23 protein-coding genes and 1 pseudogene are annotated in these 23,670 nt (G+C 74.6%); 17 read left to right on the top strand and 7 right to left on the bottom strand.

Annotated elements, in window-relative coordinates; genetic code table 11:
* Nucleotides 1-71: 71 nt before the first annotated feature.
* Both EBN88_RS06805 and EBN88_RS31640 read left to right on the top strand, forming a co-directional pair.
* A complete protein-coding gene (locus EBN88_RS06805; protein ID WP_407703382.1) occupies nucleotides 72-656 on the top strand; it encodes a DinB family protein in 585 nt (194 codons plus the stop codon).
* 238 nt (nucleotides 657-894) lie between these two features.
* Nucleotides 895-2,058 (top strand): RHS repeat-associated core domain-containing protein, encoded by a 1,164-nt coding sequence (locus EBN88_RS31640; RefSeq protein WP_122182899.1) that lies wholly within the window; start codon nucleotides 895-897, stop codon nucleotides 2,056-2,058.
* On the opposite strand, the gene EBN88_RS06795 is transcribed toward EBN88_RS31640, so the two are convergent.
* From EBN88_RS06795 to EBN88_RS06780, 4 genes are all read right to left on the bottom strand, one after another.
* Complete coding sequence (locus EBN88_RS06795) at nucleotides 1,958-2,983, bottom strand: LacI family DNA-binding transcriptional regulator (protein WP_122182898.1); 1,026 nt, start codon at nucleotides 2,981-2,983, stop codon at nucleotides 1,958-1,960. The genes EBN88_RS31640 and EBN88_RS06795 overlap by 101 nt on opposite strands.
* Before the next feature lie 3 nt (nucleotides 2,984-2,986).
* Nucleotides 2,987-3,904: a carbohydrate ABC transporter permease gene (locus EBN88_RS06790; protein WP_122182897.1), complete on the bottom strand. Its 918-nt coding sequence runs from the start codon at nucleotides 3,902-3,904 to the stop codon at nucleotides 2,987-2,989.
* Nucleotides 3,901-4,791: a carbohydrate ABC transporter permease gene (locus EBN88_RS06785; protein WP_226961506.1), complete on the bottom strand. Its 891-nt coding sequence runs from the start codon at nucleotides 4,789-4,791 to the stop codon at nucleotides 3,901-3,903. The genes EBN88_RS06790 and EBN88_RS06785 overlap by 4 nt, the downstream gene beginning before the upstream one ends.
* A gap of 80 nt (nucleotides 4,792-4,871) precedes the next feature.
* On the bottom strand, nucleotides 4,872-6,152 hold the full coding sequence (locus EBN88_RS06780; RefSeq protein WP_122182895.1) for an ABC transporter substrate-binding protein: 1,281 nt from the start codon (nucleotides 6,150-6,152) through the stop codon (nucleotides 4,872-4,874).
* A 185-nt stretch (nucleotides 6,153-6,337) separates the two neighbouring features.
* On the opposite strand from EBN88_RS06780, the gene EBN88_RS06775 reads away from it, so the two are divergent.
* On the top strand, nucleotides 6,338-8,383 hold the full coding sequence (locus tag EBN88_RS06775; protein WP_122182894.1) for a beta-galactosidase: 2,046 nt from the start codon (nucleotides 6,338-6,340) through the stop codon (nucleotides 8,381-8,383).
* Between the two features lie 81 nt (nucleotides 8,384-8,464).
* Nucleotides 8,465-9,655, top strand: a complete 1,191-nt coding sequence (locus EBN88_RS06770) for a glycoside hydrolase family 53 protein (RefSeq protein ID WP_325052728.1) — start codon at nucleotides 8,465-8,467, stop codon at nucleotides 9,653-9,655.
* Nucleotides 9,656-9,684: 29 nt separating this feature from the next.
* On the opposite strand, the gene EBN88_RS06765 is transcribed toward EBN88_RS06770, so the two are convergent.
* Nucleotides 9,685-10,713, bottom strand: a complete 1,029-nt coding sequence (locus EBN88_RS06765) for a DUF6745 domain-containing protein (protein WP_122182892.1) — start codon at nucleotides 10,711-10,713, stop codon at nucleotides 9,685-9,687.
* A gap of 82 nt (nucleotides 10,714-10,795) precedes the next feature.
* A complete protein-coding gene (locus EBN88_RS06760; RefSeq protein ID WP_122182891.1) occupies nucleotides 10,796-11,122 on the bottom strand; it encodes a hypothetical protein in 327 nt (108 codons plus the stop codon).
* Between the two features lie 199 nt (nucleotides 11,123-11,321).
* Between EBN88_RS06760 and EBN88_RS06755 the strand changes: the two genes are divergently transcribed.
* The 11 genes from EBN88_RS06755 to EBN88_RS32555 all read left to right on the top strand — a co-directional run bounded on the left by EBN88_RS06755 (nucleotide 11,322) and on the right by EBN88_RS32555 (nucleotide 21,298).
* On the top strand, nucleotides 11,322-12,290 hold the full coding sequence (locus EBN88_RS06755) for an STM4015 family protein (RefSeq protein WP_122182890.1): 969 nt from the start codon (nucleotides 11,322-11,324) through the stop codon (nucleotides 12,288-12,290).
* The gene (locus tag EBN88_RS06750; RefSeq protein ID WP_122182889.1) at nucleotides 12,283-13,449 is read left to right on the top strand and encodes an STM4014 family protein; all 1,167 of its coding nucleotides are present in this window, start codon (nucleotides 12,283-12,285) and stop codon (nucleotides 13,447-13,449) included. The genes EBN88_RS06755 and EBN88_RS06750 overlap by 8 nt, the downstream gene beginning before the upstream one ends.
* 67 nt (nucleotides 13,450-13,516) lie before the next feature.
* Nucleotides 13,517-14,368, top strand: coding sequence for an STM4013/SEN3800 family hydrolase (locus EBN88_RS06745; RefSeq protein WP_122182923.1), 852 nt, complete (start codon nucleotides 13,517-13,519; stop codon nucleotides 14,366-14,368).
* Complete coding sequence (locus EBN88_RS06740) at nucleotides 14,365-15,720, top strand: STM4012 family radical SAM protein (RefSeq protein ID WP_122182888.1); 1,356 nt, start codon at nucleotides 14,365-14,367, stop codon at nucleotides 15,718-15,720. The genes EBN88_RS06745 and EBN88_RS06740 overlap by 4 nt, the downstream gene beginning before the upstream one ends.
* 16 nt (nucleotides 15,721-15,736) lie before the next feature.
* Nucleotides 15,737-16,726: an STM4011 family radical SAM protein gene (locus EBN88_RS06735; RefSeq protein ID WP_122182887.1), complete on the top strand. Its 990-nt coding sequence runs from the start codon at nucleotides 15,737-15,739 to the stop codon at nucleotides 16,724-16,726.
* Between the two features lie 207 nt (nucleotides 16,727-16,933).
* The gene (locus EBN88_RS06730) at nucleotides 16,934-17,437 is read left to right on the top strand and encodes a MarR family winged helix-turn-helix transcriptional regulator (RefSeq protein WP_122182886.1); all 504 of its coding nucleotides are present in this window, start codon (nucleotides 16,934-16,936) and stop codon (nucleotides 17,435-17,437) included.
* Nucleotides 17,438-17,690: 253 nt separating this feature from the next.
* On the top strand, nucleotides 17,691-18,014 hold the full coding sequence (locus tag EBN88_RS06725) for a hypothetical protein (protein ID WP_233580504.1): 324 nt from the start codon (nucleotides 17,691-17,693) through the stop codon (nucleotides 18,012-18,014).
* Nucleotides 17,995-18,465 (top strand): ATP-binding protein, encoded by a 471-nt coding sequence (locus tag EBN88_RS06720; RefSeq protein ID WP_199742283.1) that lies wholly within the window; start codon nucleotides 17,995-17,997, stop codon nucleotides 18,463-18,465. Before EBN88_RS06725 ends, EBN88_RS06720 begins: the two co-directional genes overlap by 20 nt.
* 277 nt (nucleotides 18,466-18,742) lie before the next feature.
* Nucleotides 18,743-20,035 (top strand): PP2C family protein-serine/threonine phosphatase, encoded by a 1,293-nt coding sequence (locus EBN88_RS06715; RefSeq protein ID WP_122182885.1) that lies wholly within the window; start codon nucleotides 18,743-18,745, stop codon nucleotides 20,033-20,035.
* Complete coding sequence (locus EBN88_RS32560) at nucleotides 20,022-20,798, top strand: RibD family protein (RefSeq protein WP_122182884.1); 777 nt, start codon at nucleotides 20,022-20,024, stop codon at nucleotides 20,796-20,798. Before EBN88_RS06715 ends, EBN88_RS32560 begins: the two co-directional genes overlap by 14 nt.
* Nucleotides 20,795-21,298 carry a deaminase gene (locus tag EBN88_RS32555; RefSeq protein ID WP_122182883.1) on the top strand — a complete coding sequence of 168 codons (504 nt, stop codon included), beginning with the start codon at nucleotides 20,795-20,797 and terminating at the stop codon, nucleotides 21,296-21,298. The genes EBN88_RS32560 and EBN88_RS32555 overlap by 4 nt, the downstream gene beginning before the upstream one ends.
* A gap of 73 nt (nucleotides 21,299-21,371) precedes the next feature.
* On the opposite strand, the gene EBN88_RS06700 is transcribed toward EBN88_RS32555, so the two are convergent.
* Nucleotides 21,372-22,136 (bottom strand): TioE family transcriptional regulator, encoded by a 765-nt coding sequence (locus EBN88_RS06700; RefSeq protein WP_233580503.1) that lies wholly within the window; start codon nucleotides 22,134-22,136, stop codon nucleotides 21,372-21,374.
* Between the two features lie 69 nt (nucleotides 22,137-22,205).
* On the opposite strand from EBN88_RS06700, the gene EBN88_RS06695 reads away from it, so the two are divergent.
* Together EBN88_RS06695 and EBN88_RS06690 are read left to right on the top strand one after the other, a co-directional pair.
* The gene (locus tag EBN88_RS06695; protein ID WP_122182881.1) at nucleotides 22,206-23,432 is read left to right on the top strand and encodes an erythromycin esterase family protein; all 1,227 of its coding nucleotides are present in this window, start codon (nucleotides 22,206-22,208) and stop codon (nucleotides 23,430-23,432) included.
* 55 nt (nucleotides 23,433-23,487) lie between these two features.
* Nucleotides 23,488-23,670 (top strand): annotated as a pseudogene (locus EBN88_RS06690) (hypothetical protein); the annotation flags it as partial.

Here is a 23,670-nt window from a genome sequence, read left to right as displayed (position 1 = left end):
GCCCGGCCCGGTCGGCGTCACGGGGCAAACCCGGTGGCGGTGACGGACGTTGCCGGAGGAGCATGGCGAACATGACACCGACGGAGCGCGACCCGGGCCGGCGGACACCCACGCGGTGGAGCCGGGCGACCGTGTACCCGGACATGTGGGTGGACCCGGCGGACGATCCGCGCGACACCGACGGGTCGGCGCCGGACGGCGAACTCCCCACCCTGCGCGAGTTTCTCGCCGACTACCGCACCACGCTGTTGATGAAGTGCGAGGGCCTCGATCCCGAGCGGCTGGCCCGCCGTTCGGTGCCGCCGTCCACGATGTCGTTGCTCGGGCTCGTCCGACACCTCGCCTGGGCGGAGCGGGACTGGCGCGACTGGATCAGCGAGGGCGAGCCGTTGCCCAGGCTGTACGGCGGGCGGGACGCCGACTTCGACGGCGCGGCGGGTGAACAGGCGCTGGTGGACGAGGCGTTCGCCGACCTCGCGCGCGAGCAGGCGGCGACGGACGCGGCGCTGGACCAACACCCGGACCTCGGAACGCGGTTGGGGAAGGACCGCACCTCGGTCCGCGAGCTGATGGTGCACCGGATCGAGGAGTACGCCCGCCACTGCGGGCACGCCGACCTGCTACGCGAGTGCATCGACGGGCGGGTCGGCCAGTAATCGGGGGGCGGGTCGGCCGGTGGTTGAACGGCCGCGCGGCGCGAACGGCCGGCTGCGGAACGGGGGGCCGGCCGTTCGCACCCTCGCCGGCCGTCCGCCGCCGAGCACCGAGGCGTGGGGATGCGCAGGACTGGGTCGGTCGTGCTGGGGATGAGGCCGAACGTCTCCAGCGAGAGGGGGAGCGGGAGAACGTCGAGCCGCCCGACGAGGCCGACGTTCGTGCCGCCGCCCGCGACCAATGAACGGGCGGAACGCGTGCGGCTACCACCTCGGCATCACCACCGGCACCGACCGGGCGTTGGAGTACCGCTACGCCTACGACGCGGAGGCGCACCGCACGGTCGTCACCGACTCACTGGGCCACGACACCGTCTACCAGATCACGGAACCCTTCGAGCCGCCTGCCTCCGCTGACACCCCGCTGCGGTTCTCCGGGCAGTACCAGGACCGGGAGACCGGCTGGCATGACAACCTGTACCGGCACAACGACCCGGTGACCGCGCGGTTCACCTCAGCCGACCCCCTGGGGCTGGCGCCGGCGGGGAATGCTCGCGCCTACGTGCACAACCCGACCAACTGGGCCGACCCGCTGGGGCTTGCGCGTTGCACGCTCCCGCCACACCGTGCCCCGACGCCTGTATGCCCCTTCTGGAGAATCTGGGAATCAACTTCGCCCGCTCGGTGTGACAGTCCGGTGCCCGACGGCCGGGTCCCGCGTGGGGCGCGGGAGAGAGTGCGGAAAGCGGAAAGGACGGAGACAGTGATGCGGATCGAGGATCTCTTCCCTCTCGCCACACGGGTGCGGGAGCGGGCTGAGGTGCTCCGGCGCACCACCGATGTGACCTCGTACCGTCAGGCGGCGCGCGAGTTGGTGGATCTCGTCTTCACCGAGGACACGGAGTATCTGGACGCCTTGCCGCCAACCGTCGAGACGTCGCTGGTCCCGGCCCTGGAGTCGCTTGACCAGGTACTGGAGGCGGACCCGGCCACCGTTGACCCGGACGTGCTGGAGAACCGACTGCTGGTCGCGGCCATGTCGGCGCGGCAGTCGGTGATCGGCCAGTCGCACCTCGCGCCGCCCGAGCTGCGCGCGTTGATCCTCCGTCTCCCGGCCGGCCCGGCGGAGGCGGAGGAGCACTCACCGTCCGGGGAACGCGAAGGTTCGGTGGGTTGGAGATGCCGCCGGGCGGCGTTCGCCAGAACGGCGGACCCGCCGGGCCGTTGTCCCAGCGCCGCCGCCCGCACCTTCGCCGGCCGGTCGCGGAACGGGGGGCCGGCCGTTCGCCGCCGGGAGGCGCCGCTCAGGCCGTGTCGCGGACGACCAGCTCCGTCGGGAGGATCACCGCCGAGGTGTCCTCGCCCGCGATGCGGGCGAGGAGCACGCGGACCATCTCCTGACTGATGCGGTCCCACGGCTGCCGCACCGTCGTCAGCGCCGGCGCCGAGGCCAGCGCGGCGGCCGAGTCGTCGAAGCCGCCGACCGCGACCTGTTCGGGAACGGACCGCCCGGCGCGGGCCAGCGCCTCCAACGCGCCGCGCGCCATCAGGTCGGAGGCGACGAACAGGCCGTCCAGGTCCGGGTGTCGGGCCAGCAGCCGACGCGCGCCGGCGGCGCCGCTGGCGCGGCCGTAGTCGCCGGTCTCCACCAGCGACTCGTCGAACGGCAGCCCCGCCTCGGCCAGCACCTCGCGGAAGCCGGCCAGCCGGTCAACGCCGCCCGGGGTGTCCTGCGGCCCGGCGATGGTGCCGATCCGGCGCCGGCCGGCGGCCAGCAGATGGCGCACCATCTCCCGCGCGCCCTCCCGGTCGTCGGCCGCGACATGCGCCAGCCGGCCCGCGCGCGGGTCCATCGGCTTGCCGCAGGCGACCACCGGGATGCCGGCGCGGGCGAGTTGGGCGGCCACCGGGTCGCCGGTGTGGCTGGACACCAGCAGCACCCCGTCCACGTGCCCGGCCGTGACATAGCGCACGATCCGCCGTTGCTCGTCCCGCGAGCCGGCGATCATCAGCAGCAGCGGGATGTCGTGCGCGGCCAGCGCCTGCGTGCAGCCGCGCAGCAGCACGTTGAAGTTGGGGTCCTCGAAGAACCGCTCCTGCGGCTCGGTCAGCAGGAACGCCGCCGAGCCCGAGCGGCCGGTGATCAACGAACGCGCGTGCCGGTTGACGACATAGCCCGTCTTGCGGATCGCGGAGTTGACCGCCTCGGCGGCGGCCGGGCTGACATGGTGCCCGCCGTTGAGCACCCGCGAGACCGTGCCGCGCGAGACGCCGGCGACCCGCGCCACATCGTGGATCGTGGGGCGCTGACGTCGAACGGGGTTGCTCATGGTTCACGACTTTACGGCCCCCGACAGCAGGTCGAGGCTCCAGAAGCGTTGGACGAGGAGGAAGAGCGCGATCAGCGGCAGCACCGCCAGCAGCGCGCCGGTGATCACCAGCGTGTAGAGCGCGGGCGTGGTCGAGCCCTGGTTGAGCAGGGTGAACAGGCCCAGCGTCAACGGGAACTTCTCGTCGTCGCTCAACATGATGTACGGCAGCAGGAAGTTGTTCCAGATCGCCACGAACTGGAAGAGGAACACCGTCACCAGCCCCGGCAGCATCATCGGCAGCGCGATCGAGCGGAAGATCCGCCACTCGCCCGAGCCGTCCATCCGCGCCGCCTCCACCACGTCGGCCGGCACCGCGGCCGCCGCGTAGATCCGCGCCAGATAGATGCCGTAGGGGGAGAGCAGCACCGGCAGCAGCACGGCCAGGCGGCTGTCGGTGAGGTCGACCTCGGCCAGCAGGAGGTACTGCGGCACCGCCAGGATCACCGGCGGCATCAGCACCCCGGCCAGCAGCACGTTGAAGATCGTCTCCCGTCCGGGGAAGCGGTAGAGCGCCAACGCGTAGCCACCCAGCGCCGAGACCGCGCAGGACAGCAGCGCGCCAAGACCCGCGTAGAGCGCCGAGTTGACCATCCAGCGCCAGTAGATCCCGTCCCGGTAGCCGTGCAGGTCGGAGACGTTCTCCCACAGGCCGCTGCCGGGCGCGAAGGTGAACGTCGAGAACAGCTCGTCGCCCGCCTTGGTCGCCGCGATCGCGACCCAGGCCACCGGCAGCAGGCAGTAGAGCGCGCCCAGCAGCAGCGCGGCGGTCGGCAGCGGGGCGAACCGGCGCGGACGACGGGCGCCGCCGCCCTCGGATGCCGGGCGGGCGTTCGCGGGGCTCGCGGCGTCCACGGTGTTCAGGGGGCTGGCGGTGCTCATCGGGCGTTCTCCTCGCGGCGGTCGCGGGCGGTGGCCAGCCGCAGGAAGCCGAACGAGAGCACCAGCGTGACCAGGGCGATCACCACGGCGGTCGCGGCGGCGGCGTGGATGTCGCCGCCGGTGAACGCGTCCTCGTAGACCTTCATCAGCGGGGACCAGGTGGTGGACAGGCTGTTGGTCAACGGCCGGAGCGTCGTCGGCTCGTTGAACACCTGGAGGGTGGCGATGATCGAGAAGAAGAAGGTGAGCACCAGCGAGGGCAGCACCATCGGGATCTTGATCCGCAGCGCGGTCTGGAGCGGGGTGCAGCCGTCCAGCCGCGCCGCCTCGTGCACCTCGGCGGGGATGGCGCGCAGCGCGGTGTAGATCACGATCATGTTGAAGCCGGTGCCGCCCCAGATCGCGATGTTCGCCAGCGCGCCGAACAGCGGCGCCCCGTCGAGCAGGTCGGGCGCCGGCAGGCCCACCGCCTCCAGCGCGTCGGTGAGCGGGCTGACCGACGGCAGATAGAGGAAGCCCCACAGCAGCGCGGCGATCACGCCCGGCACGGCGTACGGCAGGAAGATCGTCAACCGGCCGAACCGCCGCCCGCGCACCCGCTCGTCGTCCAGCAGCAGCGCGAAGAACAGCGCGAGGCCCAGCATCACCGGCACCACGATCGCGCCGTAGCCCAGCACCCGCAGCGCGCCGGCCAGCAGCTCGGAATCGGTCAGCGCGCGGCGGTAGTTGGCCAGCCCGGCCCACACCTCCTCCCGGCCGTCGGGGCCCAGGCCCAGGCCGACGATCTGGACCTTACGGACGCTGAGGTAGAGCGCGTAGCCGATGGGCAGCGCGAAGAACAGCGCGAAGAGCGCGGCGGTGGGCGCCAGGAAGCCGTAGGGCGCCAGGCGGGCGGAGGTGGCGCGCGCCGAGGCGCCTCCGCGCCGGCGCGCTGGGGCTTCCGCGCCGGGCGCGCGCCCCGGGGCGCTCACTGGACGACCTCGAAGCCGAGCCGGTCCATGTCGTCGAAGGTGGTCTGTTGCATCTCGGCCAGGGCCTCCTCGAAACCGGCGCGGCGGCCGGCCGCCGCGCCGAAGGCGTTGTTGAACGCGCTGTAGGCGACGGTGACGTTCGGCCCCCAGGCGGCGGGCGCAGCGCCCTCGGCCACCTCGGCGACGGTCTCGTAGAACTCGGGCTGGTTGGCGAGGAACGGCGGCGGCGCGGCGAGGGCCTCGCCGGTCTGCGCCGCCGTCGCCGCCGGGTAGATCCCGCAGGTCTGGACGAGGGCGGTCAGCGCCTCGGGGTCGGTGTTGAGCCAGACCGCGAACTCGGCGGCCTCGGCCCGGTGTTCGGAGTCGGTGGTGACGGCCGTGGTGGAGCCGCCCCAGCTGCCGGTGACGTTGGCGCCCGGCTCCCACTGCGGCAGCGGGGCCGCCTCCCAGGTGCCCTCGGTGTCGGGGGCGGCCGTGGCCAGGGTGCCGGGCGCCCAGACGCCGCTGATCCAGGCGATCTGCCGGCCCTCGTTGAGCGCCTGGTTCCAGGCGGGGGTGTACATCGGCTGGTTGTCCACCAGTTCCTCGGCGACGAGTTCCTCCCAGAACGCGCTCACCCGGCGGCCCGCCTCGTCGTCGATGGCGACCCGCCAGCGGTCGGTCTCGGTGGTCCACCACTGGGCGCCGGCCTGTTGGGCCAGGCCGGCGAAGAGGCCGGCGTCGTTGGCGGAGAACGTGGTCAGCCGGCGGTCCGGGTCGATCTCCCGCAGCGCTCGGGCGGTCTCGGCGAACTCGTCCCAGGTCTCCGGCACGCTCAGCCCGAACTCCTCGAAGAGGTCGGCGCGGTAGAAGAACAGCAGCGGCCCCGAGTCCTGCGGGAGCGCGTAGACGGCGTCGGTGCCGAGGGTGACCTGCTGCCAGACGGCCGGGGTGAACGCGTCCTCGACGCCGGCGACCTCGGCGGAGATGTCGGCGGTGACGTTGTTGCTGGCCAGGGTGGGCAGCGCCTGGTACTCGGCCTGCACCAGGTCGGGCGCCGTGCCGGCCTGGGCGGCGGTGACCGTCTTGGTCACCAACTCGTCGCCGCTGGCCTGCTTCTTGACCGTGACCTGAACGTCCGGGTTCGCCTCGTTCCAGAGTTCGACAACCTCCTCCATCCCGGGCGCCCAGGCCCAGTAGGTGAGGCGAACGGCCCCGTCGTCGGCCGCGCCGCAGCCCCCGAGCGCGGTGGCCGTCAGCAGCGTCGCGACGCAGGTGGCGGTCGCGCGGTGACGCATGGTCCCTCCCGAGGGGTGGTGCGGCACGGCGTATGCCGCATGGCACGGCCGCCGTGGCGCATGACTGTGAACGTGCACAGTGAAGAAATGTTTCGGCCACTTGTCAACCGTTGGGTACTTGAGGTTTCGTGGAGCTGCACGGCGGGTCATGCTGTGCACGTTCACATGAAGCGGGAGAGGAATCCATGCCGCACGCCACCCCCAGAGGGCTGGGCCGACTCGCCTTTGGCGGCGACTACAACCCGGAGCAGTGGCCGGAGGAGGTGTGGCGTGAGGACATCGCCCTGATGCGGCAGGCCGGGGTGAACCTGGTCAGCCTCGGCATCTTCAGCTGGGCGCGCCTTGAACCCAGGCCCGGCGCGTTCGACTTCGGCTGGCTGGACCGGGTGATCGAGCTGCTGCACGCGGCGGAGATCAGGATCGACCTGGCCACGCCGACGGTGGTGCCGCCCGCCTGGTTCTACCGGGAACACCCGGAGGCGCTGCCGGTCAGCCGCGACGGCACCCGCTGGGCCTTCGGCTCGCGCGGCGCGATCTGCCACAGCTCACCGGCGTACCGGGAGGCGATCACCGGGATCGTCACCGCGCTCGGCGAACGGTACGGGCGGCACCCGGCGTTGGCGATGTGGCACGTGCACAACGAGTACGGGGTGCCGGTGCTGGAGTGCTACTGCGACGTCTCAGCCGCGCACTTCCGCCGCTGGCTCGCCGAGCGGTACGGGAGCCTGGACGCGCTCAACGAGGCGTGGGGGACGGCGTTCTGGGGGCAGGGCTACGGCGACTGGGAGGAGATCCAGCCACCCCGGCTCACCCCGACCGTCGCCAACCCGGCGCAGCGGCTGGACTTCGCGCGGTTCGCCAGCGACAGCGCGCTGGCCAACTTCCGCCACGAGCGCGAGCTGCTGCGCGAGCTGTCCCCGGGGACGCCGGTGACCACCAACTTCATGGTCTCGCCGACCCAGTGCGACTCCATGGACTACTGGGCCTGGGGCCGCGAGGTGGACCTGGTCACCAACGACCACTACCTGGTCGCCGAGGAGGACCGGAACCACATCAACCTCGCCATGGCCGCCGACCTCAGCCGCTCGGTGGGCGGGGGCCGGCCCTGGCTGTTGTTGGAGCACTCCACGAGCGGGGTCAACTGGCAGCGGCGCGGCATCGCCAAGCGGCCGGGGGAGATGGCGCGCAACAGCCTGGCGCATGTGGCGCGCGGCTCCGAGGGCGCGCTGTTCTTCCAGTGGCGGGCCTCTCGGGCGGGCGCGGAGAAGTTCCACTCGGCGATGGTGCCGCACGCCGGCACGGACAGCAGGATCTGGCGCGAGGTCGTGCAACTCGGCTCCGACCTGGGGCGGTTGGCCGAGATTCGCGGGAGCGAGACGGTCGCCGACGCGGCCGTGGTGTGGGACTGGCAGTCGTGGTGGGCGCAGAAGCTGGAGTGGCGGCCCAGCGAGGACCTGGACACCCGCGAGCGCGCCGAGGCGTTCTACGCGGCGCTCTACGACCGTCATCTGACGGTCGACTTCGTCCCGCCGGAGGACGGGGCGCTGGACGGCGGGGCGTTGGACCGCTACCCGCTGGTGGTCGTGCCCGCGCTCTATCTGGCGAGCGCGCGGGCGGGGGAGCGGCTGCGCCGCTATGTGGAGGGCGGCGGAACGCTGCTGGTCTCCTACTTCTCCGGGATCGTGGACGAGCACGACGCCGTGCACCCGGGGCCGCATCCGGGCGCGCTGCGCGGGGTGTTGGGGCTGACCGTCGAGGAGTTCCAGCCGCTGCACGCGGGGCGCGCGGTGCGGCTGACCGGCTCCGAGGGCGTCCCCGACCTGTCCGCCGACACCTGGGCGGAGACCGTGGTGACCCGGGGCGCCGAGCCGGTCTGGCGGTATGCCGACGGGCCGGCGGCCGGCGGGCCGGCCGTGACCCGGCACCGGCTGGGCGAGGGCACCGCCTGGTACGTCTCGGCGCGGCTGGGGCGGGACGACCTGGACGCGGTGCTGGCGTTGGCGCTGGCCGACGCCAGGCTGCCGGACCGGGACGAGCTGCCCCGCGACCTGGAGGTGGTGCGCCGCCGGGGCGGGAGCGGCGCCGTCTACCTGTTCGCGATCAACCACAACGACGCCGAGGTCACCATGCCGCTGCCCGGCGCGGGCGTCGAGCTGCTGACCGGGGCGGATGTCGCCGGGAAGCTCGGCGTCCCGGGCGGCGGGGTGCGGGTGGTGCGCCTGGCGGGGTGACCGGCGGCGGAAGGGACGCGGCGGGAGCCGGCCCCGCGCGCCGCACAGACGGAACGACTCGATCGGACAAGGGAGTTCATGATGGGTACGTCCAGCACGTTCAACGCGTCCAGCACGTCCAACGCGTTCGGCGCGGGTGACGGGAGGGCCCGGAGCGGGGGCACCAGCAGGCGGGCGGTGCTGCGCGGGGCCGGCGCGGCGCTGGCCGCGCCGTTGGCCTGGCCGCTGCTGGCCGGCGGGGTCGCCCGGGCCGCCGACGGGCCGATCAGGGGCGTCGACGTCTCCTCGCTGCCGAAGGCGGAGGACCTGGGCGCGGTCTTCCGCCGGGCCGACGGCAGCACGGCCGACGCGCTGACCATCCTCGCCGAGAACGGCGCCAACTGGGTGCGGCTGAAGGTCTGGGTCAACTCCCCTGACGGCTACCACGACACCGCCCGCATCGCCGCGCTGGCCCGGCGGGCCGCAGCGCTGGGGATGGAGATCCTGGTCGACTTCCACTACTCGGACAGCTGGGCCGACCCCGGCCAGCAGCACAAGCCGGCCGCCTGGGCCGGGTTGGACGCGGCCGGCCTGGAACGGGCCGTCGCCGAGCACACCTCGGCCGTGCTGGGCGCGCTGGTCGAGCAGGGCACCCCGGCCGGCATGGCGCAGATCGGCAACGAGATCAACGCCGGGATGCTCTGGCCCGACGGCTCGACGGACGACTTCGACCGGCTGGCCGCGCTGCTGACCGCCGGCGCCGAGGCCGCCGCCGAGGTCTCGCCGAGCACCCGCAGGGCGCTGCACCTGGCCGAGGGCGGCGACAACGCGCTCTTCCGCTGGTGGTTCGACAACGCCACGGCCCGCGCGGTGCCGTTCGAGGTGATCGCGCTGTCCTTCTACGGCTACTGGCACGGCACCCTGCCGGAACTCCAGGCCAACCTCCATGACCTGGTGGCCCGTTACGACCGTGACGTGGTGGTGGTCGAGACGGCCTACCCGTTCACGCTGGGCAGCGACGACGACCACGAGGACATCATCGGCGAGGAGTCCCAGCTGGTCGCCGGCTACCCGGCCACCCCGGAGGGCCAGCTGCGGTGGGTGCGGGACATCGCCTCCGTGGTCGCCGGCGTGCCGGGCGGGCGGGGCCTCGGCGTCTTCTACTGGGAGCCGGCGTGGACGGCCGTGGCCGGCAACGGCTGGGACCCGGCCGACCCCGCCTCCGGCAACGCCTGGGAGAACCAGGCCGTCTTCGACTACCAGGGCACGGTGCTGCCGGCCGCCGGCTGGTAGCCGGGGCGGCCCGTCGGGGGGCCGGTGGCTCAGGTCTGCCGCACCGGCGCGTAGGCGTCCGCGTCCAGGCCGAACGTCCATGCCACCCCCTCCCGCGCGGTCCGCGTGCCGGGCGGCACCCGCAGCCAGTAGACGCGGTGGGTGCCGTCCGGCTCGGGCGTGGAGTTGACCACCTCGACCATGGCCACGTCCTCGTCGCCCGGCAGCGCGATCCGCCACAGCACCCCCGTCTCGTCCCGGTGGACCGGCCGGGCGCCGGACTCGGCCAGATAGCGGTCGTAGCCGTAGTGTTCGAGCATCACGCGGCGCAGCTCCGCGTTCTCCTCCGCCCTGATCCGTTCGGGCGTCAACGCGTCCAGCCGGTCGAGAAACTCGCCCGGCACCGGCAGCCCGCGCCAGGCGTGGAGCGCGAACCCGTCCGGGTAGGCCAGGGCGGGCCCGTCCGCCCGGTCCAGCCGGCCGGCCTCGTCCCGGTGCAGCTCGGCCGGGCGCTCGCTCAGCACCGCGATCCGCTCGTAGGGCCACCACCAGCCGGCCGAACGGGCCACGGCCGCCAGCCCGTCGAGCCCCGAGCCCGAGCCCGGGCCCGGGCCCGGGCCCGGCTCCAGGGCCGCCAGCCAGGCCGCGTCCTGCTGGCCGAGCACCGCGTCCAACAGCAGCACCCGCAGCGCGGGCTCCTCCCGGCGGTCGGGCGCCAACTCGGCGAGCGCGGCCGCCCGCACCCGCTCCACCAGCGGCGCCGTGGCCTCCCACAGCTCGGCGCCGGTGGCGCGCCAGTGCGCCGACCAGCCCGAAGGACCCAACAGGCCGTGCAGGCGCGCGCGTTGGGTGGCCACCGGCCGGTCGCGCACGGCGGCCCGCACGCTCGCGCCCCGCTCGCCGCCGGAGCCGTCCCGCAGCAGCCGCACCGCGGCCAGCGGGGAGTCCACCCACACCACCGAGGCGGGCTCCGCCAGACCCGCCCGCCGGTAGGCCAGCCGGACGCCCTCCTCGGCGGCCCTCCGCTCGCCCGGCCCCGTGGCCAGAGCCACCGCACGCCAGTCCACCCGCTCGTTCATCGCGTTCCTCCCCTTCGTCGTCCCCGTCATCGCCGCACCCCTCAACTCCCGATCCATCCCCGGACTGCCGAACCGGCGGCGCCTAGTCCGCCACGACCCGCACCGAGCCCGGCACGTACTCGCGTTGCCGCACCACGCGGTACCAGCCTCGGGGCAGCGAGATCGCCGCGTGCTCCTCGTGCACCACCCGCGCGCCCTCCGGGACATGGAGCAGCGCCGGGCCGAACGCCCCGCCCTCGCGCACCAGTCGGCCGGGGCCGACCACCGCGTGCGCGTGCCCCGTCGCCTCGCCCAGCGCGAGGACCAGCCGCCCCCGCCCGTCGCGCGGCTCGGCGGCGGCCGACCCGGCCCCCTCCGGCACGGCCGCCTCGTCCAACGGCACGATCAACACGTCTCCCTGCCGGTACACGGCTCTCCCTTCCGTCGTCGGCACCCGTCGTGCCACGACCACGAACAGTGATACGGACCGTAGACGAGGGCACTGACAACGACCCGCGCCCACCGGTCGACGCGGGGTCACCGACCGTGTTGTCAGTGGCGCTTGGTAGAACTCCCGTACCGACCCATCCATGGGACGGGCCCACACGACGACGAGGAGCGGGCGCGGTATGACCATCGGAGACCACCTGGAAGAGTTCCACGGCCTGCCCGCCGTCGACTTCCCCGAAGAGGCCAACGGACCCGAGGGCGCGGCCGGCCTGCCGGCCGCCGACGAGGCGGCCTGGCGGGTCGCCATCTCGTCCTGGGAGGCCAAGGAGGAGTGGCAGGCCGCCTTCGCCCGCTTTCTCGCCACCGTGGACACCACCCGTGTGCGGGCGCTGATCGTCGGCTCCTGGGGCGAGTCCTACGAGAACCGCCCGACGGCCGTGATCAGCGCGATTCTCGACGCGCGGGACCGACTGCCGGCGCTGCGCGCCATCTTCCTCGGCGACATCGTGATGGAGGAGGCGGAGATCTCCTGGATCTACCAGGGGCGGGTGACCGATCTGCTGGAGGGTTTCCCGGAGTTGGAGGAGTTCGGCGTCCGGGGCGGCACCGAGCTGGAGTTCGCGCCCGTGCGGCACGAGCGGCTGCGGAAGCTGGTCGTCGAGACCGGCGGGATGCCGGCCGAGGCGGTGCGCGGGGTGGGGGCCAGCGAGTTCCCCGCGCTGACCCACCTCGAACTGTGGCTGGGCACCCCGGAGTACGGCGGGGACGCCGAGGTGGCCGACCTGATGCCGATCCTGGCGGGCGACCGGCTGCCGGCGTTGAAGCATCTGGCGCTGTGCAACAGCGAGATGCAGGACGCGGTCTGCGCCGCCGTCGCCTCGGCCCCCGTGGTGGCGCGGCTGGAGACGCTGGACCTGTCGATGGGCGTGCTCACCGACGACGGGGCGAGCGCACTGCTGACCGGCCAGCCGCTGACCCATCTGACGTCGCTTGACCTCTCCTACAACTACCTGAGCGAGGCGCTGCGCACCCGGCTGCGGGAGACCCTGGAGCCGGCCGGCGTGGAGCTGGACCTGGACGCGAGCGGCGCTGAGGAGGACGAGGACGGTGACGGCGACGTCTGGCGCTTCGTCGCGGTGGGTGAGTGACACGGCCCCGGCGGCGCGCCCCCATCGCCTGGCCGTCGTCGGGAACCCGGAGAACCGGCGGGTGACCCACTTCCTGCGGGCGGCCGAGGCGGCGGGACACGACCGGCCCCGGGTCGTGCCCTGGGCCCGGGTGCTGCGCGAGGGCGGCCACGCGTTCGCCGACGACGAGGTGGTGCGGCTGGACTCGCCGGGGGAGAACGCCGAGGTGGACCTGCTGCTGCGCGGCGTCGACGACCCGACGCGGGTGGAGGGCTCGGCCACCTGGTACGCCCGGCTGCTGGCCGCCGTCCGCTCGCTGCGCGGCGGGGTGCGGCTGGACGACCCGGACGAGCTGGCGGTGCTGTTCGACAAGCGGCTGACCCACGCCCGGCTGGCCGAGGCGGGCGTGCCGGTGCCGCCCTCGCCCACCTCCGGCGGGGCGCGCCCGGTGCGCGGCTGGGACGAAGTCCTGGCGGCGGCACGGGAGGTGGGCGCCGCCCGGTTCTTCGTGAAGCCGGCGCACGGCTCCTCGGGCTCGGGCGTGCTGGCCGTCGAGACCACGGCGGCCGGCCGGGTGCGGGCGACCACCCCGGTGGAGATGGCGCCGGACGGCCGGCTGCACAACACGCTGCGGCCCCGCCGCCTGACCGAGGAGCGGGCCGTCGCCGCCGTGGTGGACGCGCTCGCCCCCGACGGGCTGCACATCGAGCAGTGGGTGCCCAAGGCGAGCCTCGACGGGCGGGCGACCGACCTGCGGGTGGTGGTCGTGGCCGGCCGCGCCACCCACGCCGTGGCCCGCACCAGCCGCCTGCCGTTGACCAACCTCCATCTCGGCGGCGCCCGGGGCGAGTTGGCGGCGGTCCGCGAGCGCGCCGGGGAGCGCTGGGCGGAGGCGCTCGCGGTCTGCGAGCGGGCCGCAGCCCGCTTCCCCGGCACGCTCTGCGTCGGGGTGGACCTGCTGCCGGCCGCCGGCTGGCGCCGGTTCCTCGTCGGCGAGGTCAACGCCTTCGGCGACCTGCTCCCCGGGCTGACCGGGCTGCCGGGCGGCCCGGCGGAGGGTCTGGACACCTATGGCGCGCAGCTCGCCGCCCTCCCGGCCGCGTTGCCCCTGGCGCCCCCGTTGAACGAGTCGAACGAGCCGAACGAGCGGCCGAGGAGCGCACACCATGCCGCACGCTGAGACACCGGAGGTTCGTTCCGCCGCGCCGGCCGCCGGTTCCGCCGCCCCCGACCTGGCCGACCCCGACATGAACGCCGTCGTCGGCCGCGACGACCTGCTGCTGCTCACCCTCGACACCCTCCGCCACGACGTGGCCGTCGAGTTGGCCGCCGCCGGCCGGCTGCCGCACCTCGCCGCCCACCTCCCCGGCGGCACCTGGGAGGAGCGGCACGCCCCGGCCAGCTTCACCTACGCCTCCCACCAGGCCATGTTCGCGGGCTTCCTGCCCACGCCCGCCCGGCCCGGGCCGCATCCGCGCCTGTTCGCTGCCCGGTTCGCCGGCAGCGAGACCACCGCCGACGGCACCTTCGTCTTCGACGCGCCCGACCTGCCCACGGCGCTGGCCGAGCGCGGCTACCACACGGTGTGCGTCGGCGGCGTCGGCTTCTTCAACCAACAGGGCGCGCTGGGCCGGGTGTTGCCCGACCTGTTCGCCGAGAGCCACTGGGAGCCGGAGTTCTCCGTCGCCTCGCCCACCTCCTTCGAGGCGCAGGTCAGCAGGGTGGAGGAGGTCGTGGCCCGACTGCCGGCCGAGCGGCGGCTGTTCCTCTTCCTCAACGTCTCGGCGCTGCACCAGCCCAACTGGTTCCATCTGCCCGGCGCGACCCGGGAGGCCGGCGACACCCGGGCCAGCCACGCGGCGGCCCTGGAGTACGTGGACCGCCATGTGGGCCGGCTGTTCGCCGCGCTGCGCGCCCGGCGCCGCTGCTTCGCCATCGTCACCTCCGACCACGGCACGGCCTACGGCGAGGACGGGTACACCGGCCACCGCCTCGGCCACCCGGCGGTCTGGACCGTTCCCTACCGCCACTTCTTCCTGGAACCCACGAAGTCCCAGGAGCCCCCGCAGTCCCCGCCGTCCCCGGAGCCGCCGGCATGACCACCACCGCAGCGCCCGTCCGCCCCTACCAGCACTACGTCTACGCCTACCCGCACAAGACCGCCTACCGCCCGCTGCCCGACCGGCCGGCGCTGGCCGACGTCTGGGCGGGCGAGCCGCGCGACGCGCTCTCGTTCTACGTCCACATCCCGTTCTGCGAGGTGCGGTGCGGGTTCTGCAACCTCTTCACCCGGGTCGGCGCGCCCGAGGGGCTGACCGGCCGCTATCTCGACGCGCTGGAGCGGCAGGCGGTCGCGGCGCGGGAGGCGTTGGGCGACGCGGCGCCGGCGCGGTTCGCCAACGCGGCGTTCGGCGGCGGCACCCCGACCTTCCTGGAGGCGGACGAGCTGACGCGGCTGTGCGACATCGCCGAACAGCGCATGGGAGTGGACCTCCGGGCGATACCGCTCTCCGTCGAGGCGTCCCCGGCGACCGCGACGGCCGACCGGCTGGCCGTGCTCGCCGAGCGGGGCGCGACCCGGCTCAGCCTGGGCGTGCAGTCCTTCGTCGAGGCCGAGGCGCGGGCGGCGGTGCGCCCCCAGCGGCGCGCCGACGTCGAGGCGGCGCTGGGCCGGATCAGGGAGGCGACCATCCCGGTGCTCAATATCGATCTGATTTATGGCATCGACGGTCAGACGCCGGCCAGTTGGCGCCACTCGCTGGACGCCGCGCTGGCCTGGCGCCCGGAGGAGGTCTACCTCTACCCGCTCTATGTCCGCCCGTTGACCGGCCTGGGCCGCCGCGCCGACTCCGGCACGGGCCCGCCGGCGGCCGAACCGGAGTGGGACCGCGAGCGCCTGGCGCGCTACCGCGAGGGCCGCGACCACCTGCTCGCGCACGGCTACGAGCAGCGCTCGATGCGGATGTTCCGCCGGGCCGACGCGCCCGAGCAGGGCCCCGACGACCACGCCTGCCAGACCGACGGCATGGTCGGCCTGGGCTGCGGCGCCCGTTCCTACACCTCGACCCTGCACTACGCCTTCGACTACGCCGTCGCCATGCCGGAGATCCGGGGCATCATCGACGCCTACGCCGCCACCACGGACTTCTCCCGCGCCCGCCACGGCCGCCGCGTCGACGAGGACGAGGCGCGCCGCCGCCATCTGCTCCAGTCCCTGCTCCAGGCGGCGGGGCTGCCCGTCGCCGAGTACCGGGAGCGGTTCGGCACCGCGCCGCAGGACGACTTCCCCGAGGAGCTGGGGGAGTTGGCGGACCGGGGCTGGCTCGCCGAGGAGGACGCCGGCCGGCTGCTGCGGCTGACCCCCGAGGGGCTGGCGCACTCCGACGCGGTGGGGCCCGCGTTCTTCTCGCCCGCCGTCCGCGCGGCGATGGCCGCCCACGAGCCGCGATGACGAGATGAGGAGCACCGTGCACCTGACCGTCCTCTACCGGGGCCCGCTGGCCTCCTGCGACTACGACTGCCCCTACTGCCCGTTCGCCAAGCGGCGCGACACCCCCGCCCAACTCCGCGCCGACCGGGCCGCGTTGGAGCGGTTCACCGGCTGGGCCACCGGGCGTCCCGAGGAGCGGCTGTCGATCCTGTTCACGCCGTGGGGCGAGGGCCTGACGCGCTCCTGGTACCGCCGCGCCCTGGTCGAGCTGTCGCACGCCCCGGGGGTGGCGCGGGTGGCGATCCAGACCAACCTCAGCTGCCGCACCGGCTGGCTCGCCGAGGCCGACCGGGACACCCTGGCGCTGTGGTGCACCTACCACCCGGGGCAGACGCCCCACGAGCGGTTCCTGGCCAGGACGCGCGAACTGGCCGCCCTGGGCGTCCGGTTCAGCGTCGGCGTCGTCGGCCTGCCCGAGCACCTGGCCGCCGCCCGGCGGCTGCGCGCCGAGCTGCCCGGGCACGTCTACCTCTGGGTGAACGCGGCCGAGGGCCACCGCTACCGGGACGCCGAGGCCGACGACTGGACGGAGATCGACCCGCTCTTCCCGTTCAGCCGCGACCCGCACCGCTCCGCCGGCCGCCCCTGCCGCACCGGCGACACGGTGGTCTCCGTCGACGGCGAGGGCACCGTCCGCCGCTGCCACTTCGTCCGCGACGCCCTGGGCAACCTCTACGACGGCTCCTACCGCGCCGCCCTCGCCCCGCGCCCCTGTCCGCTGGCCGTCTGCGACTGCCACATCGGCTATGTCCACCTCGAGACGCTGCCGCTCTACGACGCCTTCGCCGGCGGCGTCCTGGAACGCGTCCCGACGCCCGAGGCGCTCGCCAACCCCGGTGTCTTCCTGGGGGTCCCCCTGCCTCTCCGAAGAGGAGCGACCAGGGACTCATCGGATCTCTCGGCGGGTCTTCCGGTGGATCTACCGGCCGGGGCCGGGGCTGGCCCGCACGCTCGACCGCTGCCCTGACGGGCACCGAACAGGAGGCCGCCGCAGGGGAGTTCACCCTCACGACCGCCGTTCCGCTCGGCGTGAACAACGCGCCCTCGTCGGCCTGACGGCCCTCGCCACCGTGGCGGGCCCGGGCGTTCAGGGCTCGGGCGTTCAGGGCTCGGGGGGCGAACCCGTACACCCGGTGACAAGCGGATGACAAAGGACGAGCACCGATGCCAGAGTATGACCGTGATGCCCCCGCCCCCGCACTCCGTCCCGGACGCCGCCCACGCGGCCGCCGAGGTGATCGAGCTGCTGGAGGTGCTCTGGGAACGCGGCAGAGACCCCGCCCCGCCGGCGCCCGTCTCCGCCTCCCAACTGCGGGTCCTCTACGTCCTGGAGCGCGAGGAGGGGATCAACCTCCGCGCCCTGGGTGAGGTGTTGGGCTCGGCGCCCTCCTCGGTCAGTCGGCTCTGCGACCGGCTCCAGGCGGTCGGCCTCGTCGAGCGCGAGCCGAGCCCCGCCAGCCGCCGCGAGCTGCGGCTGGCGCTGACGCCGAGTGGACGCCGCTTCCTGGCCGAGCTGCGCACCCACAGGGAACGGGAGTTGAACGCGGTGGTCGCCGCCATGGCGCCGGGCGCGCGCCGAGCCCTGGCCGAGGGGCTGGCCGGGTTCCGGGCCGCCGTCGAGCGGACGACGCCCGCCCTCGGGGCGCGGGCCGAGGGCCGACCGGCCAGGTCGGCGTAGTCTCGGCGTGATGCGCGTCAACACCCCCCGGCCGGGCGGCGAAGGAACGACTCCCTCGCTGGTGGTCGGCCGGCTTCCGACCGTGGCGGCAGGAACGCTAACATTTGCCGAACGGCAACTATCGGCGTGTGTGCGGTTCCTGAGGGGGGTTTCCCGCAGAGGTCCCGGCAGTCGGCGACGCCCCAAGACGTCCAACGGGGAGAGCGATCCTCCGGTGCGCCCGGAGCGACGACCCGGTACGAGAGGGTTTGATGTGAGTGCCATCGAGTCGGCGGGACGGGAACGCGTCGTCGTTCACGCCCCGCGCGACCACGGAGCGGAGACCACCGAGAACCGGGGCCGGCTCCGGATCGACCGGGGTGTGCTGGTCGCCGGCCTGCCGGAGGAGTTGGACGACCGCTCGGCGACGGCGTCCCCGGCGGAGCCCACCGCACGCGGCGCCATCACCCCCGTGGGGCTCGGCCCGCGCCCGGACGGCGTGGAGACCGCGCCGACCGCCGAACGTGGAATGGCCGCCCTGGGCCGCTTCCGCACCGCATCTTCCCAGGAGGCCGGACATGGTGACGATGCCGGATGAGCCGGTGGTGCGGCTGGCCAGCCGCCAGCCCCCGGCCAACGGAACGGTGACCAGCCGCACCGAGCTGCCCGTGCGCGTCGAGGAGGACCTGCTGGAGGCCCGGCACGCGGTGCGGGCCGCCGCGCTCGCCGTCGACCTGGGCTTGGTGGACCAGACCCGGGTGGTCACCGCCGCCAGCGAACTCGTGCGCAACGCCTATATCCACGGCGGGGGCGGCACCCTGGTGATCGAGCGGCTCGACCGGCGCGGCCGGCTGGGCATCCGGCTCACCGTCACCGACCAGGGGCCCGGCATCCCCGACCTCGACGCCGCCCTGGACGACGGCTTCAGCACCGGCCCCGGGCTCGGCCACGGCCTGGGCGGCGCCCGGCGGCTCATGCACGAGTTCGAGGTGCTCAGCCCGCCCGAGGGCGGCACCACGGTTCGGGCCACCCGCTGGGCGGCCGGGTAGCGCGGGTGACCGGCGCCGCCACCCCGAACCGGCCTGCCCGCCGGGTGCGGATCGACCACCCCTCGGCCACCCACCTCGCACTGGTTGCCGCCGACCCGGGCTCCGGCATCCCCGACGTTCGGCCCGACGTTCGGCCCCGCTCGCCGCGCCGGGCCCGGGGCCGGGCCGGACGCCGTTCCGCCGCCCGCGCGACGACGCCACGGCCGTCGCGATCCCCACCTGAAGGCCACACCCCCACGATGACGAGCCCAGCGAATCCAGCGAATCCAGCGAGCCCATGACCAGCCACGAGCGCCACGAGCGCCACGACAGCCACCGTTTCACCAGCCTCGCCGAACTGCGCCGCGCCGTGCGGGGGATCGCCCGGCGCCACGGCCTGCCCGTCGACCTCCGCGCCCGGCTGGTCGTGTCGGCCAGTGCCGTCGCCGGCGTGGAGCTGGCCGCCGGCCGCCCCGTCGTGTTGGAGAGCGCCGTGCGCCGCGCCGCCGCGCGCCCCCCGCTGCTGACCGTCGCCTGCCGCTGGACGGACCGCGACGCCGTGCCCGACCTGGCCGAACTCCCGCTGCCCGCCGAGGTGTTGGCCGACGGTTCGGTCCGCTGGGAGATGCCCGTCACCTGGTCGGGGCGCCCCCAGCAGGAGGGCCCCGAGGACGAGGCGCTGGAGCACGAACTCCAGCACGCGCTGGCCAGGGCCGACGCGTTGGCCGCCGACCACCGCCGGCTCCAGCACGAACTCTCTGAGACCAACAGCGGGGTGCTCGCCCTCTACGTCCAACTGGAGGAACGCGACGAGCGGTTGCGGCGCGCCCACGGCCAGACCCTGCGCGAGCTGGAGGACGCCCTGCGGCCCCCGCCCGTCGAGGTCGAGGGCGTGGAGATGGCCGTGCACTACGCGCCCGCCGGCACCGACGCCCCCACCGGCGGCGACCTCTACGACTGGTTCACCCTGCCCGACGGCTCGATCCACATCACCGTGGTCGACGCCCTCGGCCACGGCGTCGCCAGCACCCGTTCCGCGCTCAACGTCACCCACGCCGTGCGCACCCTGGTCCTCGAAGGCCACCGCCTCGACCGGGTGGTGGAACGCACCGACGAGGTGCTGCTGCCGTTCGACCCGGCGCTGATGGCGACGCTGCTGCTGGTGCGGATCGACCCGGTCAGCGGCGCGGTCACCCTCGCCAACGGCAGCCACCCGCCCGCGCTGCTGCTGCGCGGCGACGGGCGGCACGGCTATCTGGAGCTGAAGGGGCGCGGGATCGGCTTCCCCATGGCCGGCAGCGACGAGATGCTCAACACCCGCCTCGACCCCGGTGACCTGCTCGTTCTCTATACCGACGGGCTCACCGAGAGCCGCAGGAACCCGCTGGAGGGCGAGGCCAGGCTGGTCGAGGCCGCCGCCCGGAACGCGCGGCGGCCGATCGACGAGATTCCAGGCCGGCTCGCCGACGAGATGCACACCGTGATCCTGCACCCGGACGACACCCTGGCGTTGGCGATCCGCCGCACCGCGCCGCCGGGCGCCGTCCCCGGCGGCGCGGGCGACTACGGTGAGCGCGATGGACACCCCTGAACCGCTCGCCGGCCCGCCCGAGGCCGTCGGCCCGCCCGAGGCCGTCGGCCGGCCCCGGGTCCTGCTCTCCTGCGCCGCGTCCCTCGACGGCTTCATCGACGACCGCACCGACCGCCGGCTGGTCCTGTCCAACGCCGAGGACCTGGACCGGGTGGACGCGGTCCGGGCCGCCTCGGACGCGATCCTGGTCGGCGCGGCCACCGTCCGCGCCGACGACCCCCGGCTGCTGGTGCGCTCCGCCGAGCGCCGTGCCGCCCGCGAGGCGGCCGGGCTGCCGGCCGAACCGGCCCGGGTCGTGCTCACGGCGGGCGGCCAACTCGACCCGGCCGCCCGGGTGTTCACCGTGGGCACCGAGCGGCCGCTGGTCTACTGCCCGGGCGAACGCGTCCCGGTCACGGCGGCCCGGCTCGGCGCCGCCGCGACCGTGGTCGGCGCCGGGGACCCGCTCGACCTGCGGCGCGTCCTGACCGATCTGCGCGGGCGCGGGGTGCGCCGGCTGATGGTGGAGGGCGGCAGCGCGGTCCACACCGCGTTTCTGGCCGCCGGCCTCGTCGATGAACTGCACCTGGTCATCGCGCCGTTCCTGCTGGGCTCGGCCGGCTCGCCCCGCTTCACCGCGCCGGCCGACTTCCCCCAGAGCCCGGAACGGCCCCTGCGGCTGGCCGAGGCCAGGCCGCTGGGCGACTGCGTGCTGCTGCGCTATCTGGTTCACCCAGGGCCGGAGACGGAACCCGCGTCGGAGACGGAAGGAGCCTCCGCATGAACGAACCCGGCTCGTCGGGCCCGCCGCCCCTCCCTGAACCGCCGCCGCTCGACGAGCAGTTGCGCCGGCTCGGCCAGACCGTCGACCTCGCCCGCCGCTGCCCGCCCAGCCCGACCGCCTTCGCCGTCGGCGCGGTGATCGTGGCCGCCGACGGAACCGAACTCGCCACCGGACACTCGCGGGAGACCCACCCCACCGACCACGCCGAGGAGGCCGCGCTCGCCAAGCTCGACCCGGGCGACCCCCGACTGGCGACCGCCGTCCTCTACAGCTCCCTCGAACCGTGTGGCGAGCGCGCCTCGCGCCCCACCACCTGCGCCGAACTGATCATCGCCGCCGGCATTCCCACCGTGGTCTACGCCTGGCGCGAGCCGCCGCTCTTCGTCGCCAGGGCCGGCGCCAGCCGCCTCCGCGCGGCCGGCGTCACGGTGGTCGAACGCCCCGAACTCGCCGCCGAGGCGCGCGAGGTCAACCGGGACCTGCTCGACGGCGGCTCCTGACGGAACGGCGGCCCGGCTCCCGGGGCGCGGGAACGCCCCCGCGTCCCGGGCCCGCGCCGTCACTCCAGGGCCGTCACTCCCGCGCCCGGAGATACCCCTCCAACTCGGCGGCCCCGTTCAGCATCGCCCGCGCGCGGGCGGTCAGCCGGCCGCGCCACTCGCGCAGCGCGCCCTCCAGCGGCTCGACCCCGCCCGCCGTCCGCACCCGCTCGATCAGCGGGGCGATCCGCGCCAACGGGTAGCCACCCCGGCGGAGTTGATGGGTCAACCTGGCGTCCCGCACGGCGGCCTCGTCATAGACCCGGTACCCGGTGCGCGGGTCGCGGCGGGGCCGCACCAGCCCGGCGCGCTCCCAGGTGCGCAGCGTCGCCGGCCGGATGCCAAGCCGGCCCGCCAGCGCCCCGATGAACAGGCCGCCCGACTCGCCGCCCACCCCTGGCCAGGACCTGGACGTCCCCGGCCGGGAGACCGGGTGCGGCGCCAGGTCGCGGAGGGCATCCGCCACGGCCTGGAGCGTCCGCCGGTCGTCGAGGAGTTGGGCGTGGCTCTCGTCGATGAGCCGAAACGCCTCATCGACGTCGCCCTCGTTCACCTCCCGCATGACGGCGGTCGCCGTCCGGTGCCCGTGGCCGGGCAGCAGCGCGAGAAACGCGCGCAACGCCCCCGCGTGCAGCGGCGTGTAGACGCGGTAGCCGTGGGGCGTGCGGGCGGCGGCCGGCAGGACGCCGGCCTCCTCGTAGTTCCTGACCGCCTGCGTGGACAGCCCGTGCCGGCGCGCCAGATCAACCGGCCGCAGCCGCTGGGCCGGCTCATGGCTCGTTTGAGGGTTTTCACCCACGATCCCGCCTCCAACTGGCGCCGAACGAACGAAAGTTTCCACCGAACCTTCAACGATAGCGTTGAAGGCATGGCCACAGGAACCGAAGAAGTCGCCCATCCCGTCCAGGCGGCGGCCGTCATGAACCTGCTCCCGAACCGGCCCCGGCTGCTCGCCCTCGGCGAGCCCACCCATGGCGACGGCACGCTGCTCGACGTGCGCAACGACCTGTTCCGGCAGTTGGTCGAGGAGGAGGGCTACCGGACGATCGCCCTGGAGAGCGACTGCCTGGCCGGCCCGATCGTCGACGACCACATCACCACGGGCCGGGGCTCCCTGGACGAGGTGATGGAGCGCGGCTTCAGCCATGGCTGGGGCGCGTGGGAGGGCAACCGCGCCCTCGTGCGCTGGATGCGCGCCCACAACGCCCGCCTCGAACGAGAGGGCCGGCCCGCCTCGGAACGCGTCCGGTTCGCCGGCATCGACGGCCCGTTGGAGATCACCCACGCCGCCAGCCCCCGGGAGGCCCTCACCGCGCTCCACCGCTGGCTCGCCGCCGGCGTTGACCCGGGCCTCCTGCCCAGCACCGAGGGGACGCTCGACCGCCTGCTGGGCGCCGACGACCGGTGGACCGAGCCCGCCGCGATGCGGGACCCGGCCCGGTCCTTCGGCCGCTCGGCCGAGGCCCGCGAACTGCGCCTGCACGCCGACGAGTTGGTGGCGCTGCTCGACGAGCGCGCGCCCGAACTGATCGCCGCGACCTCCCGGGACGAGTGGGAACGGGCCCGCCTGTACGGGCGGACCGCCGTCGGCCTGCTGCGGTACCACCACTGGATGGCCGCCCGCTCGCCGGCCCGCATGACGCGGCTGGTGGGGCTGCGGGACCAGATGATGGCCCACAACCTCCTCGCCCTCGCGCGGCGCGGCCCGAGGTTGGTCAGCTCCCACAACGCTCACCTCCAGCGGTCCCGCAGCACGATGCGGATGGACGACGGGCAGGTGGCCTGGTGGAACGCCGGAGCGCTGGTCGGCGCGCGGCTGGGCGACGACTACGCGTTCCTGGCCACGGCGATCGGCACGCTCCGGCACCGGGGCGTGGACGCGCCGCCCCGGGACACGGTGGAGGGCCTGCTCCACGCGCTCCCCGGGGACCGTTCCCTCGTCGACGCGCGCCGGTTGGCCGCCACCCTCACCGACCGGCCGCCGGCCGCCCGGGTCTCGCCCTGGTTCGGCTATGCCCCGCTCGACCCGGCCCACCTGGCCGAGCTGGACGGGATCGTCCACGTCCGCGACGTCCGGGAGCGTCGCGAGGAGTGACCGGCGTGCGCCGGCACCCTGGGGAGTGTCACAACGGGCGCCTACGATGGGGGACATGGTCATCCGGCAGCCGTCGCCCGTGGCGCCGCGTCGCGCGGCGCGGCGGCTCGCGCTGCTGGTCGGCCTGGTGGTGGCGGGGCTGCTGGCGATGCACGGCCTGACGCCGCCGGCCCACCCGGCCGCCGCCGAGCGGCCACCCGCGAGCCACGACCACGGCCACGGCCACGAACGCGCCGCC

Origin of the sequence: Streptomyces triticirhizae, from assembly GCF_003696235.1 — a bacterium.
GTDB classification, from domain to species: domain Bacteria; phylum Actinomycetota; class Actinomycetes; order Streptomycetales; family Streptomycetaceae; genus Streptomyces; species Streptomyces triticirhizae.
Note: the sequence above shows the minus strand (reverse complement) of the source record. Positions and strands in the feature narration are given on the sequence as shown.